This is a genomic window from Streptomyces sp. NBC_01497 (assembly GCF_036250695.1).
Classification (GTDB): Bacteria; Actinomycetota; Actinomycetes; order Streptomycetales; family Streptomycetaceae; genus Streptomyces.
This window is the reverse complement of record NZ_CP109427.1, coordinates 2,305,567-2,319,277: the sequence shown is the minus strand read 5'-3', so window position 1 is coordinate 2,319,277 and position 13,711 is coordinate 2,305,567. Positions and strand designations below refer to the sequence as shown.

8 protein-coding genes and 1 pseudogene are annotated in these 13,711 nt (G+C 71.7%); all 9 read right to left on the bottom strand.

Annotation, left to right across the window (positions count from 1 at the left end):
- Nucleotides 1-15: 15 nt before the first annotated feature.
- On the bottom strand, nt 16-1,194 hold the full coding sequence (locus OG310_RS09805; protein WP_329455492.1) for a PQQ-dependent sugar dehydrogenase: 1,179 nt from the start codon (nt 1,192-1,194) through the stop codon (nt 16-18).
- A gap of 342 nt (nt 1,195-1,536) precedes the next feature.
- The gene (locus OG310_RS09800) at nt 1,537-2,559 is read right to left on the bottom strand and encodes an aldo/keto reductase (protein ID WP_329460097.1); all 1,023 of its coding nucleotides are present in this window, start codon (nt 2,557-2,559) and stop codon (nt 1,537-1,539) included.
- A gap of 192 nt (nt 2,560-2,751) precedes the next feature.
- On the bottom strand, nt 2,752-4,344 hold the full coding sequence (gene serA, locus OG310_RS09795; protein WP_329455491.1) for a phosphoglycerate dehydrogenase: 1,593 nt from the start codon (nt 4,342-4,344) through the stop codon (nt 2,752-2,754).
- Between the two features lie 318 nt (nt 4,345-4,662).
- Nucleotides 4,663-5,664, bottom strand: coding sequence for a ketol-acid reductoisomerase (gene ilvC, locus OG310_RS09790; RefSeq protein ID WP_329455490.1), 1,002 nt, complete (start codon nt 5,662-5,664; stop codon nt 4,663-4,665).
- 122 nt (nt 5,665-5,786) lie between these two features.
- Entirely contained in the window at nt 5,787-6,314 is a 528-nt protein-coding gene (ilvN, locus tag OG310_RS09785) for an acetolactate synthase small subunit (RefSeq protein WP_329455489.1), read from the bottom strand.
- Between the two features lie 46 nt (nt 6,315-6,360).
- Nucleotides 6,361-8,226, bottom strand: coding sequence for an acetolactate synthase large subunit (locus OG310_RS09780; RefSeq protein ID WP_329455488.1), 1,866 nt, complete (start codon nt 8,224-8,226; stop codon nt 6,361-6,363).
- A 717-nt stretch (nt 8,227-8,943) separates the two neighbouring features.
- Nucleotides 8,944-11,751: pseudogene (locus tag OG310_RS09775) on the bottom strand (putative bifunctional diguanylate cyclase/phosphodiesterase); the annotation flags it as partial.
- Between the two features lie 258 nt (nt 11,752-12,009).
- A complete protein-coding gene (locus tag OG310_RS09770) occupies nt 12,010-12,957 on the bottom strand; it encodes a 2-hydroxyacid dehydrogenase (RefSeq protein ID WP_329455486.1) in 948 nt (315 codons plus the stop codon).
- 95 nt (nt 12,958-13,052) lie between these two features.
- On the bottom strand, nt 13,053-13,532 hold the full coding sequence (locus OG310_RS09765; protein WP_329455485.1) for a mycothiol transferase: 480 nt from the start codon (nt 13,530-13,532) through the stop codon (nt 13,053-13,055).
- Nucleotides 13,533-13,711: the final 179 nt, after the last annotated feature.

Below are 13,711 nucleotides of genomic sequence, written 5' to 3'. Positions count from 1 at the left end.
CCTTCTGCTCTGCGCTCAGCGCACCCGGAGCAGGAGGATCCTGTCGTCGCCCCGCTTCGGCTTGCCGCGCGTGTCGGTGTTGCTGGTGACCAGCCACAACGTGTCGCCGCCCGCCGAGAGCACCGTGCGCAGGCGGCCGTACTTCCCCTTCAGGAACGACTGGGGTGCCCCTGCGGATTCCCGGCCGTCGAGCGGGATGCGCCACAGTCGCTCGCCGCGCAGCGCGGCCATCCAGATCGAGCCGTCGACGTAGGCGATGCCGCTCGGCGACGCCTCGTCCGTGCGCCACTGCTCCAGTGGGTCCGTGAACCCCGCCTTGTGGCCCTTGCCCTCCACCGTGGGCCAGCCGTAGTTCCTGCCGGGCTGGATCAGGTTCAGTTCGTCCCAGGTGTCCTGCCCGAACTCCGAGGCCCACAGCCGCCCGGCCCCGTCCCAGGCGAGGCCCTGCACGTTGCGGTGGCCGAGGTCGTACACGACGGAACCCTTGAAGGGATTGCCGGGGGCGGGCGCGCCGTCCGGCGTCATGCGCAGGATCTTGCCGCCGAGCGACGCCTTGTCCTGCGACTTCGCGCTGTCCCCCGATTCGCCGGTGCCCGCGTACAGCATCTTGTCCGGGCCGAACGCGATCCGCCCGCCGTTGTGGATGAACCCCTTGGGGATGCCCCGCAGGATCGTGTCGGGCGCGCCGAGCTGCTGCCCGGCCGGCTTCGCGGGGTCGTAGGTCATCCGCGCGATGCGGTTGTCGGACTGCGTGGTGAAGTACGCGTAGATCAGGTGGTCCGTGGTGAAGGTCGGCGACAGCGCGATGCCGAGCAGCCCGCCCTCGCCGGCCGGGGAGACCCCGGAGACCGTGCCCAGTTCGGTCTTGGCCCCGGTGTGAACGTCGATCCGGGTGATCGTTCCCTCGTCCCGCGAGGACACCAGCAGGTCGCCGCCGGGAAGCGCGGCGAGCCCCCAGGGCGACTTCAGGTTCTCGGTGAGCGTGGAGACGACCTGCACGGAACCCTTCGCGGGCGGGACGCTCGGGGACGCGGCGGGCGGCGCGGAGGCCGCACCGGCCGGGGACGACGCGCTACCCGGCGGGGTGACGCGGCCACCGGGCCCCGCGCCAGGGCCCCCGCCCGATCCGCTGCACCCGGTGAGCACGAGGAACGCGACGACGGCTGCGGCCGTCGGCACTGCGGTACGTCGCACGGCTTGCCCATCCCTTCCGGCGGCTGGCGGTGGCGGCCCAGGCGCCGCCTGCCCGCCACCACTGTGTCCCACAACCCTTCCCGTCCGCAGGCGACGCACGCGAAGAGCCGGCCACGCTGACGCGAACGGCCTGACGCGAACGGCCTGACGCGAACGGCCCGACGCGAACGGCCTGACACGGACGGCCTGACGCGAACGGCCTGACGCGGACGGCCTGACGCGGAACGCTGAGGCGGTACGCGTAGGCAGCAGGACGGATCCGCCCGCGCGGGGACGCGGAGCAGCCGGCCCGTGCCCGGGCCCGCGCCGGGCGCCGCCGCCCAGCGCCGCCGCCCAGCGCCCTCAGTCCCAGGACGCCCGGGCCGGTGGCAGCGCCGCGATGTCGGCCAGGTCCGCTTCCGTGAGCCGCAGGTCCGCCGCCGCCGCGTTCTCCACCGCCCAGGCCGCGCGCTTCGTGCCGGGTACGGCCACCACCTGGCGGCCCCGCCCCAGCACCCAGGCGAGCGCCGCCTGGGCGGGTGTCGCCCCGTGCCGCTCCGCGACCCGCCGCACGCCCGCGACCAGCGGCTGGTTCGCGGCCATCATCTCCGCCGTGAAGCGCGGGTGCCGCGCGCGGACGTCGTCCTCCTCGAAGCCCTGTCCCGGCGTCAGGGTCCCGGTCAGGAACCCGCTGCCCAGCGGCATCGCCGCGAGGAACCCGACGCCGCGCTCCGCGCACCACGGCAACAGCAACTCCTCGGCCTCGGGCGCCCACACCGACAGCTCCGCCTGCACCGCGCTCACCGGGAACACCTGCTGCATCCGCGCCAATTGCCGTATCGCCGCCGCGTAGGGCGCACCCCTGTCCGGCTGCCCGAGCCGGCCCGAGGGCCCCCGGCGGGGGCCGTCCCGCAGTCCCACCGCGCACATCCCGAGGGCCCGCACCTTGCCCGCCGTCACCAGCTCGGCCATCGCGCCCCAGGTCTCCTCCACGGGTATCTCCGGGTCGGCGCGGTGCAGTTGGTACAGGTCGATCACATCGGTGCGCAGCCGCCGCAACGACGCGTCGCACGCCCGCCGCACGTACTCGGGGCGTCCATCGGCCACCAGGTGCTGGTCCCCGACGAGCAGCCCGCACTTGGTCGAGACGAACGCGTCCGCCCGCCGGCCGGCCAGTGCCCGGCCCACCAGCAGCTCATTGATGAAGGGCCCGTACATGTCCGCCGTGTCCAGCAGGTTGACCCCGGCGTCGAGCGCCGCGTGCACCGTGCGCTCAGACAGGTCGCCCCGCCGCTGGGAGCGGCTGTACGCCCAGCTCATCGGCATGCATCCGAGCCCGACCGCGCCCGCACCGAGCACGCCCGCGCCGATCGTCCTGCGCTCCACCTGCGAGAACCCCTCCTCACCTCCCCCGCCGGGGAGGCTCCCAGTCAACATCATCATGATCGCTGCCGGGGCGACAGGTCCCACCCGTCCTACGGGAGGGTGCGGACGGGCTCGTTCCGCGCCGAGGTGGGAACGCCGGAGGGGCCCGGCTTGGCCGGGCCCCTCGGACGTGCGGTGCGGGTGCGGTGCGGGTCAGTCCGTCAGGTTGACCGAACGGGCCGACGTCGCGCCGATCTCCGCCGAGATCTCGGTGAGCACCGGCTGCGGCACGTTGTCGTCCACCGTCAGCACGACGAGCGCCTCGCCGCCCTCCTCGGCGCGCGACACCTGCATGCCCGCGATGTTGAGCCCCGCCTCGCCGAGGATCCGGCCGACCGTGCCGACGACTCCGGGGCGGTCCTCGTAGCGCAGCACCACCATGTGGTCGGTGAGCGCGACGTCCACGTCGTAGTCGCCGATCGCGACGACCTTCAGCAGGTGCTTCGGTCCCGCGAGGGTGCCGGAGACCGCGACCTCCTCGCCACCGGTCAGCGTGCCGCGCACCGTCACCACATTGCGGTGGTTCGGCGACTCGCTCGACGTCGTCAGCCGTACCTCGACGCCGCGCTCCTGCGCGAACAGCGGGGCGTTGACATAGCTGACCGTCTCTGCGACGACGTCCTCGAACACGCCCTTCAGCGCGGAGAGTTCGAGCACCTTCACATCGTGCTGGGTGATCTCGCCGTACACCTCGACATCGAGGCGGGCCGCGACCTCGCCCGCCAGCGCGGTGAAGATCCGGCCGAGCTTCTCGGCCAGCGGCAGCCCGGGGCGCACGTCCTCGGCGATCACACCGCCCTGCACGTTGACCGCGTCCGGCACCAACTCACCGGCCAGCGCCAGGCGTACGGACTTCGCCACCGAGATGCCCGCCTTCTCCTGGGCCTCGTCGGTCGAGGCACCGAGGTGCGGCGTCGCCACGACCTGGTCGAACTCGAACAGCGGGGAGTCCGTGCAGGGTTCCTTCGTGTACACGTCGAGGCCCGCGCCCGCGACCCGGCCCTCCTTGAGGGCCGACGCCAGCGCCTCCTCGTCCACGATCCCGCCGCGCGCGGCGTTGACGATGCGGACGGTCGGCTTGACCTTGTGCAGGGCCTCGTCGCCGATCAGGCCGAGGGTCTCCGGTGTCTTCGGCAGGTGCACCGTGATGAAGTCGGCGGCCTCCAGCAGTTCGTCCAGCGTCACGAGCTTCACGCCCATCTGGGCGGCGCGCGCGGGCTGCACGTAGGGGTCGTACGCGACGATCTTCATACCGAACGCCGACATCCGCTGCGCCACCAGTACCCCGATGCGGCCGAGACCGACGACACCGAGCACCTTCTCGCTCAGCTCGACGCCCGTGTACTTGGAGCGCTTCCACTCGCCCTTCTTCAGGGCGCCGTTGGCCTGCGAGATGTTGCGCGCACTGGAGATCAGCAGACCGCAGGCGAGCTCGGCGGCGGTGATGATGTTCGACGTCGGCGCGTTGACGACCATGACGCCCGCCTTGGTGGCGGCCGGCACGTCCACGTTGTCGAGACCGACGCCGGCCCTGGCGACGACCTTCAACTTCTTGGCGGCGGCCACCGCCTCGGCGTCGACCTTGGTGGCCGAGCGGATCAGGATCGCGTCGACGTCGGCGATCGCGGGCAGCAACTCCGCGCGGTCGGCGCCGTTGCAGTGCCGGATCTCGAAGTCCGGCCCGAGCGCGTCGACGGTGGCGGGTGACAGCTCTTCAGCGATGAGTACGACCGGTTTACCGCTCACGTGTGTCCTCACAAGTCCCATTGCGGACGGCCGTCCCACGGCCGCATGCGGTGGAGGGGTACTGGGGGCGTATTCGCGCGCCATGACCTTCCCGGATCATGACGGCACGCCCTCGTCCGCGTGAAAGACGCACGACGCTGTGGGCCCGACGCGTGTGTTCAGAGTCTAGTGCTGTTGCCGGGGGGTCATCCCACCCGAGCGCCAGGATCACTCATACGTGCATACTTCCCGCACGGTACGGCGACCGGGTCGCCGCACGGGCACGGGCCCGCCGCACCGCACGCGGCGGTACGGCGGGCCCGTCCCCGGAGCCGGGGCTCACGCCTCGGGGTCGTCCACCCAGCTCATGAGCTTGCGCAGCTCGGCGCCCGTGGACGCGAGCAGGCTGTCGGCGTCGGCCTTCTTGTACTCGTTGTACTTCTTCAGACCGCCGTGGTACTCGTCCATCCAGGTCTTGGCGAACGAACCGTCCTGGATCTCGCCCAGGATCTTCTTCATCTCGGCCTTGGTCTGGTCGTTGATGATGCGCGGACCCGACACGTAGTCGCCCCACTCGGCGGTCTCCGAGACCGACCAGCGCATCTTCTCCAGGCCGCCCTCGTACATGAGGTCCACGATGAGCTTCAGCTCGTGCAGGCACTCGAAGTACGCGATCTCCGGCTGGTAGCCGGCCTCGACCAGCGTCTCGAAGCCCGCCTTGACCAGTGCCGACGTGCCACCGCACAGGACGGCCTGCTCGCCGAACAGGTCGGTCTCGGTCTCCTCGGTGAACGTCGTCTTGATGACGCCCGCCCGGGTGCCGCCGATGCCCTTGGCGTACGCGAGCGCCAGCTCCAGGCCCTTGCCCGTGGCGTCCTGCTCGACGGCCACGATGCACGGAACGCCGCGGCCCTCCTCGTACTGGCGGCGCACCAGGTGGCCCGGGCCCTTCGGTGCGACCATGCAGACGTCGACGTTCGCCGGCGGCTTGATGAAGTCGTAGCGGATGTTCAGGCCGTGACCGAAGAAGATCGCGTCGCCGTCCTTGAGGTTGTCCTTGATGGACTCCTCGTAGACCTGGGCCTGGATCGGGTCCGGAACGAGGATCATGATGACGTCGGCCTCGGCGGACGCCTCGGCGGGGGTCACCACGCGCAGGCCCTGCTCCTCGGCCTTCGCCTTGGACTTGGAGCCCTCGTGCAGGCCGACTCGCACATCCACACCGGAGTCGCGCAGCGACAGCGCGTGGGCGTGGCCCTGGCTGCCGTAGCCGATGACCGCGACCTTGCGGTTCTGGATGATGGACAGGTCGGCGTCGTCGTCGTAGAACAGCTCGGCCACGGGTTCTTCTCCTTGTTGACAGCGGTGCTGGTGCTGCGTCCCACCGTACGGCGGGGGTGCCGGTCATGGACTGCCGGTCTCGCGATGCGGTCCGGCAGGGCGAGCGTCGCGCCCCGCGACGCTCAGGCGGTGCGCTCCAGAGCGCGCAGGCTGCGGTCCGTGATGGACCGGGCGCCCCGCCCTATGGCGATCGTGCCGGACTGCACGAGCTCCTTGATTCCGTACTGTTCGAGCATCTTGAGCATGGCGCCCAGCTTCTCGCTGGAGCCGGTGGCCTCGATGGTGACGGCCTCCGGTGAGACGTCCACGGTCTTGGCGCGGAACAGCTGGACGATCTCGACGATCTGGCTGCGGGTCTCGTTGTCGGCCCGGACTTTCACCAGCACGAGCTCGCGCTGGATCGCAGCGCCCTGCTCGAGTTCGACGATCTTCAGGACGTTCACCAGCTTGTTGAGCTGTTTCGTCACCTGCTCCAGCGGCAGGTCCTCGACATTCACCACGATCGTGATGCGGGAGATGTCGGGATGTTCGGTGACACCGACCGCGAGCGAGTCGATGTTGAAGCCCCGGCGGGAGAACAGCGCGGCGATCCTCGCGAGGATGCCGGGCGTGTTCTCGACCAGGACGGAGAGCGTGTGCTTGGTGGACATGGGAGTCTCTCAGGGTCTCTCGGTCGTGGCTGTCGGGTCGGTCGGATCAGTCGTCGGAGGCGTCACCGAAGTCGGGACGGACCCCGAGGGCGGCCATGATCTCGTCGTTCGACGTGCCGGCGGCGACCATGGGCCACACCATCGCGTCCTCGTGGACGATGAAGTCGATCACCACGGGACGGTCGTTGATGGAGTTGGCCTCGGCGATCACCGCGTCCAGGTCGTCCGGGGACTCGCAGCGCATCGCCGCACAGCCCATCGCCTCCGCCAGCTTCACGAAGTCGGGGACGCGGGTGCCGCTGTTCGGGGCGCTCGCGCCGTCACCCGTGTCACGCAGGTTGGAGTGCGAGTAGCGCTGGTTGTAGAAGAGGTTCTGCCACTGGTGGATCATTCCGAGGACGCCGTTGTTGATGATGGCGACCTTGATCGGGATGTTGTTGAGCGCGCAGGTGGTCAGTTCCTGGTTGGTCATCTGGAAGCAGCCGTCGCCGTCGATCGCCCAGACCGTGCGGTCCGGGCGGCCGGCCTTGGCGCCCATGGCGGCCGGCACCGCGTAGCCCATCGTCCCCGCGCCGCCCGAGTTGAGCCAGGTCGCCGGGCCCTCGTGGTCGATGAAGTGCGCGGCCCACATCTGGTGCTGGCCCACGCCCGCCGCGTACACCGTGCCCTCGGGCGCCAGCTGACCGATGCGCTGGATGACCTGCTGCGGCGAGAGCGAACCGTCCGCCGGCTGGTCGTAGCCGAGCGGGTACGTCTGCCGCCAGCGGTCCAGGTCCTTCCACCACGCCTGATAGCCGGTGCTCGCCGCCTCACCGAGGGTGCCGGCCGTGTGCTCCGCCTGCACCGCCTGCACCAGGTCCGCCAGCACCTCACGGGCGTCCCCGACGATCGGCACGTCGGCCTCGCGGTTCTTGCCGATCTCCGCCGGGTCGATGTCGGCGTGCACGATCTTCGCGTACGGAGCGAAGCTGTCCAGCTTGCCGGTGACGCGGTCGTCGAACCGGGCGCCGAGCGCGACGATCAGGTCGGCCTTCTGCAGGGCGGTGACGGCCGTGACCGCGCCGTGCATGCCCGGCATGCCCACATGCTGCGGGTGGCTGTCCGGAAAGGAGCCGAGAGCCGTCAGGGTCGTGGTGACCGGCGCCTTCGTCAGCTCAGCGAGGACCTTGAGCTCCGCCGTGGCGCCGGACTTCATGACGCCGCCGCCCACGTAGAGCACCGGGCGCTTCGCCTGGGCGATCAGTCGCGCGGCCTCGCGGATCTGCTTCGCGTGCGGCTTCGTGACGGGCCGGTAGCCGGGCAGGTCCATCACCGGCGGCCAGGAGAACGTCGTCTGCGCCTGCAACGCGTCCTTCGGGATGTCGACGAGCACGGGACCCGGCCGGCCCGTGCCCGCGATGTGGAATGCCTCCGCGATGGTCCGGGGGATGTCCTTCGCGTCGCGCACCAGGAAGTTGTGCTTCGTGATCGGCATCGTGATGCCGACGATGTCCGCCTCCTGGAAGGCGTCCGTACCAATGGCCTTCGAGGCCACCTGGCCGGTGATCGCGACGATCGGCACCGAGTCCATGTGCGCGTCCGCGATCGGGGTCACCAGGTTGGTGGCGCCGGGACCCGAGGTCGCCATGCACACCCCGACCTTGCCGGTGGCCTGCGCGTATCCGACGGCCGCGTGGCCCGCGCCCTGCTCGTGGCGGACGAGAACGTGTCGCACACGGGTGGAGTCCATCATCGGGTCGTACGCCGGGAGGATCGCTCCGCCGGGGATACCGAAGACGGTGTCGGCGCCCACCTCCTCCAGCGAGCGGATCAGGGCCTGCGCGCCCGTGACGTGTTCGACGGTGGCGGAAGGCGCTCCGCCGCTACGGGCCCGCGGCTGCGGATGGTGGGCCCCGGTGGCCTGCTCGGTCATCGGCTTCTCTTCTCAGGGCTTGGGTGGTGCGAGGTGTTTTCGAGGGTGCTGAGGGCGTCGGTGCAACAAAAAACCCCCCGTGCCGTAAGGCAAGCGAGGGGAGCGCGTCGGTGAGTTTCCACGGAGCCGGTTGGGGGCTTCGCTTCAGCCGACGCGCTGTCCAAGTACGAGAATTCGGGTGCGCATGGCACAGACCCTCCCCCCGGCGCGCTGCACGTGTCAAGTAGGTGGGACTGGCGTCTCACCATTCGAGCGGGACGACGGTAGCGGGAGGCGGTCACCCGGCAGCGGACGCGTCCACAGCGCCGACAGGGAGCCCGTCAGCAGGCCACGGGCCGCCGCACCGGGAAGACTTGGCCCGCACACCCCGACGCCGCCGGAAGGGCCTCCTGGGCCGGGAGTACCGGCCGTCTCCGGGAGGCCCAGGGCGCCGGTGGGCCCCAAGGCCCGGGACAGTCCCACGGCCCCGGACGCGCCGGGGGACCCCGAGGGGACTCCCAGGGCACCGGGCCCGCCCGTGGTGCCGGGCAGTTCCACGACGCCGACCGGACCGAGGACGGTGGGGGAAGCGACGGCCGACGGGGGAGCGGCCGAGGGCATTGCGGCTGCCGCCGGGGCACCGAGGGGGCCCGTGACGCCGACGGGGGCGCCCACGCCGGGCGCACCGGCCGGGCGTGACGCCACGGGCACGCCCGGCCGGCTCACGGCGGTGCAACCGGGAGCTCCGGTGTCCTGCGGCAGCGGGTAGTCGCCCCGGTCCAGCACCCGGCGCAGCCGGTGCTCGTCCAGCGGCCCCGAGAAGGCGGCCCCCTGGCCGTGTGTGCAGCCCAGCGCCCGCAGGGCGAGAACCTGGTCGGGCCGGTCCACGCCGTCCGCCACGGAGTACATGCCGAGGTCGCGTGCGATGCGCAGCAGTCCCGCGGTGATCCGGTGGAGCCTGGGGGACTCGGCGAGGCCCTCCACCAGGCCCCGGTCCAGCTTCAGCACGTCGAGCGGCAGTCTGCGTAAGGCGTTGATGGCGGAGAAGCCGCTGCCGAAGCCGTCGAGAGCGATCCGCACGCCGAGCCGGCGCAGCGCCCGCAGTCTCTGTTCCAGCTCGTCCGGGTCGACACCGTGGTCGGCGTCCGAGAGTTCGATCATCAGGGAGCCGGACGGGAGCCGGTGCCGGGCCAGCAGGGCTTCGACCGAGTCGAGCCGGGGCGGCCGCTCCAGCAGGCGCCGGGCGGGCAGCCGTACGACGACGGGCGAGCGCAGGCCGGTCGAGCGGGCGCGCTCGGCGGCCCGCTCCACGGCGTCCTCAAGAAGCCGCTGCCCGAACTCGGCGGCCTTGTCGTGATCGTGGTCGTCGGCGATCCGCAGGAACTCCGCCGGGGTGAACAGCAGCCCGTGCGGGGCCCGCCAGCGCGGCTGCGCGGTCACCCCCGAGACCCGGCCCGTCGTGAGATTCACCACAGGCTGGTGGAGCAGGGTGAACTCGCCGTCGTGCAGGGCGGTGCGGACGCGCCCCGTCAGCTCGGCGTTGCGGACGGCGTCGGAGCGCAATTGGGGTACGTAGAGCTCGACGCGGTTCTTGCCCGCCGCCTTGGCGCGGTACATGGCGAGGTCGGCGTTGCGCATCAGGTCGGCCGGGTCGGAGCCCGGCTCGGCGAAGGCGACACCGATCGACGCCGCCACCCGGACCTCGTGTCCCTCGATGCGGTACGGCTGCGAGAGCGTGAGGCGCAGCCGGTCCGCGATCTCCTGGACGATGCGCTCCCGGTCCTCCCGGCTCTGTCGCCCGGCCCGGTCCTGGCGCTCGTCCCCCTCCTGCCGGGAGACGTCCTGCGCGGCTGCGCCGTCGCCGTCGCCGCCGATGATGAGGGCGGCGAACTCGTCGCCCCCGAGCCGCGCCGCCGTGTCGCCCGCGCGCACGGAGGCCTGCAGGCGCCGGGCCGCGCGGATCAGCAGCTCGTCCCCGACCTGGTGGCCGAGGCGGTCGTTGACGCCCTTGAAGCCGTCGAGGTCGATGAAGAGGACGGCCGTGCCCGCGTCGCCGGCCCGCCGTCCGGACAGGGTCCGCCCCACCCGGGCGGTGAACAGCGCCCGGTTGGGCAGGTCCGTGAGCGGGTCGTGCTCGGCGTTGTGCTGCAACTGGGCCTGGAGGCGCACGCGTTCCGTGACGTCACGGCTGTTGAAGATCAGCCCGTCCTCGTGTCGGTTGACCGTCGACTCCACATTGAGCCAGTCCCCGCTGCCCGACCGGAAGCGGTATTCGACCCGTGCGCTGGGTTCTCGCGCGGGCGGGGCCGCGAGGAACCTGCGCACCTCGTGGACGACCTTCCCGAGGTCCGCGGGGTGGATCAGGGAGGCGAGCTCCTCGCCCTCCAGATCCTGTGCGCCCCGTCCGTAGACGCCGGACGCCGCGGGGCTCACGTACCGCAGCACCCCGGAGGGTGCCGCGATCATGATCACGTCGCTCGACCCCTGGACCAGGGAGCGGAAGTGGTTCTCCTTCTGGGCCAGTTCCTGGGTGAGCGCCACATGGTCGACGAGCATGATGGCCTGCCGCACGACGAGGGCGAGCACCACCGTGCAGCCGGTGAGGATCACGACGTGGTCGACCTGGTGGCCCTCGACCGCGGTGTAGAGGATGCCCAGCGTGCAGACCGCGGCGGCCAGGTACGGCGCGAGCGCGCCGATGGCACGGGCGAGGCCTCGCCGCTTGCGCGGCACGCGGCGCGGGGGCGCGTCCGGCAGGTGCCGCACGCCCCAGGGCGCGTACGCGAGGAGGAGTGAACCGGCGAACCAGCCGGCGTCGAGGAGCTGGCCCGAGTGGTAGTCGGCGCGCAGCAGCGGCGACGTGAACAGCCCGTCGCACAGCACGGTCAGGGCGAGCGCGCTGATCGCTGTGTTGACCGCCGTGCGACTCGCCGTGTGCCGGAAATGCAGCGCGAGCACCATGCTCACCAGCACGATGTCGAGCAGGGGATAGGCCAGTGCGAGCGCCGACTGGGCCACGCTCGGACCGTCGACACGAGCCGTGTGGGCGAGCGCGAGGCTCCAGGACAGGGTCAGCAGCGAGCCGCCGATCAGCCAGGCGTCGAGCCCGAGGCAGACCCAACCCGACCTGGTGACCGGGCGCTTGGCGAGGACCAGGAGGCCGACGATGGCGGGGGGCGCGAAGCAGAGGAAGAACAGGTCGGCGAGGGACGGCGCGGGCACGGGCTCGCGCAGCACCACCTCGTACCACCCCCAGACGGCGTTGCCGCCCGCCGCCATGAAGGACGACAGCGAGAACAGCAGCCAGGCGGGCCGGAAGCGCCGGCCCCGCCCGCGCGCGTAGAGGAAGCAGGAGACCGCCGCGATCAGTGCCGCGAAGCTCAGGCCGAAATCGCCCATGAACATGGCGACTTCGTGTGATCCCCAGCCCATCGCGGCCCCCGTCGCATAGGCACCGCAGACGAGGGCGAGCAGGAGTTGCCCGAGGAGCCCGGCGTGGGAGCCGGAGGTCCGGCGGCGGTCGAGGAGGATCCCCCCGGCGCTCATCGGCCCACTCCGGGACGTTTCACTCTCGGTTGGTCGCTCTCGTCGGTCCATCGGCCGTGCATCGCCCGTCGCCCCCCTCGGATTCTGGTCGCTCCCCGACGCCGCCCACACGCGACGCAGCCCCCAGATCGGGACGATACACCAGAGTCGTCACTCAGGGACATAGTCTCTCTACTCTCCGTGACGAGCTGGGGTGTTACGGCGCCACCGGTGCCGACGGCTGCGAAGCGTGGTCACGGAGGGGCACTCCGTGACGGCTCACTCTGTGGTCATTACCACGTTCTGGAGCTCTTCACCCCCGGCGAACCGGGTCAGTTGTGTCGAGAGGAGCCTTTTGGCACGGGGTTCGAACGCGGAAGTGGAGCCCCCGACATGGGGACTGACGAGGACGCCGGGCGCGTGCCAGAGCGGGTGCCCGGCCGGCAGCGGCTCCGGGTCCGTGACGTCGAGTGCCGCCGTGATCCGACCGGTTCCCACCTCCGCGAGCAGGGCCTTCGTGTCGACGACCGCGCCCCGCGCGACGTTGACGAGCAGGGCGCCGTCCTTCATCCGGGACAGGAAGCCGGCGTCGACGAGACCCCGGGTCCCGTCCGTCAGCGGAGTGGACAGGATCACCACATCGGCGTCGGGGAGCAGTGCGGGCAGATCCGAGAGCGCGTGGATCGCGCCGCGCGCACCCTCCCGCGCCGAGCGCGCGACGCGCACCACCCGCGCGCACTCGAAGGCCGCGAGCCGGTCCTCGATGGCGGAGCCGATCGACCCGTACCCCACGATCAGCACGGACCGGTCCGCGAGGGCCGGGTAGAACCCCGCCAGCCACTCCTCGCGCTCCTGCGCGCGGACGAAGCCGGGGATGTCCCGCAGCGACGCGAGGGTCAGTGCGAGCGCGAGTTCGGCGGTGCTCGCCTCGTGCACACCCTTCGCGTTGCACAGCCGCACCCCGGACGGGAGCGAACCGAGCCCCGGTGCCACGTGGTCGACACCGGCCGACAGTGTCTGCACCACCCGCAGCGACCGCATCCCGGCCAGCGGCCGCACGGCGACCTCCGGCCCCTTCAGGTACGGGACGACGTAGAAGGCACAGTCGCCGGGGTCCCCGGGGAAGTCCGGACCGCCGTCCCAGAACCGGTAGGTGAGGCCGTCGGGGAGTCCCGCTATCTCGTCGGCGGCGTACGGAAGCCATACCTCTGCTGCGTCAGTGCTCATGGTCAGGAAGGCTATGCCACCACCCGCGGCACCCCGGAGGACCCGCCTCCGCTCACCCGCGCGACCGGGGCGCCGGCGCGCCCGCCGCGGGGCGCTCACACCCCCCTCGTACCGTCCAGGGTCTCGCGGATGATGTCGGCGTGGCCCGCGTGGCGGGCCGTTTCCTCGATCATGTGCAGCAGGACCCAGCGCAGGGTGCGGTCCTCGGCCGGGGGCCAGGCACAGGGAGCGTCCAGGGAGCGGGTCGTCGCGATGCGGCGCGACTGCGCGACCTGTGCGGCGTGATACGTGCGCCAGCGCTCGACGGTGTCGCTCGCGTCCAGGACGAAGTCCTCGTCGTTGGAGTCGGATTTGGCGGTGTCGGGCCACTCGCCGGGGAAGACCGTGCCCTCCACCGCGACCTGGAACCAGCGGCGTTCCCAGATGCCCGCGTGCTTGAGCAGACCGAGCAGCGAGAGGGAACTCGCGGTCGGGGTGGAGCCTGCCTGGGCGTCCGTGAGGCCGTCGAGCCTCCCGGTCAGGGCGGCCCGCTGCTTGTCCAGAAAGGCGCACAGGGCGTCGCGTTCGGTGGTCATCGGCGCTCCTGGCTGCGGAATGGGACGTGCGGGGTGCGAGGGATGCGCGGGGTGTGCGGGATGAGCGGGGCGTCGTCGGGCGGGCCACCGGCGCGGCCGGGGTGCCCGCCCCGTCGGCCGGGCGCCGGCACCGGAATGCGGGCGGCCGCCGACCCGCGGGGGCGGGGGGCGCGTTCGCG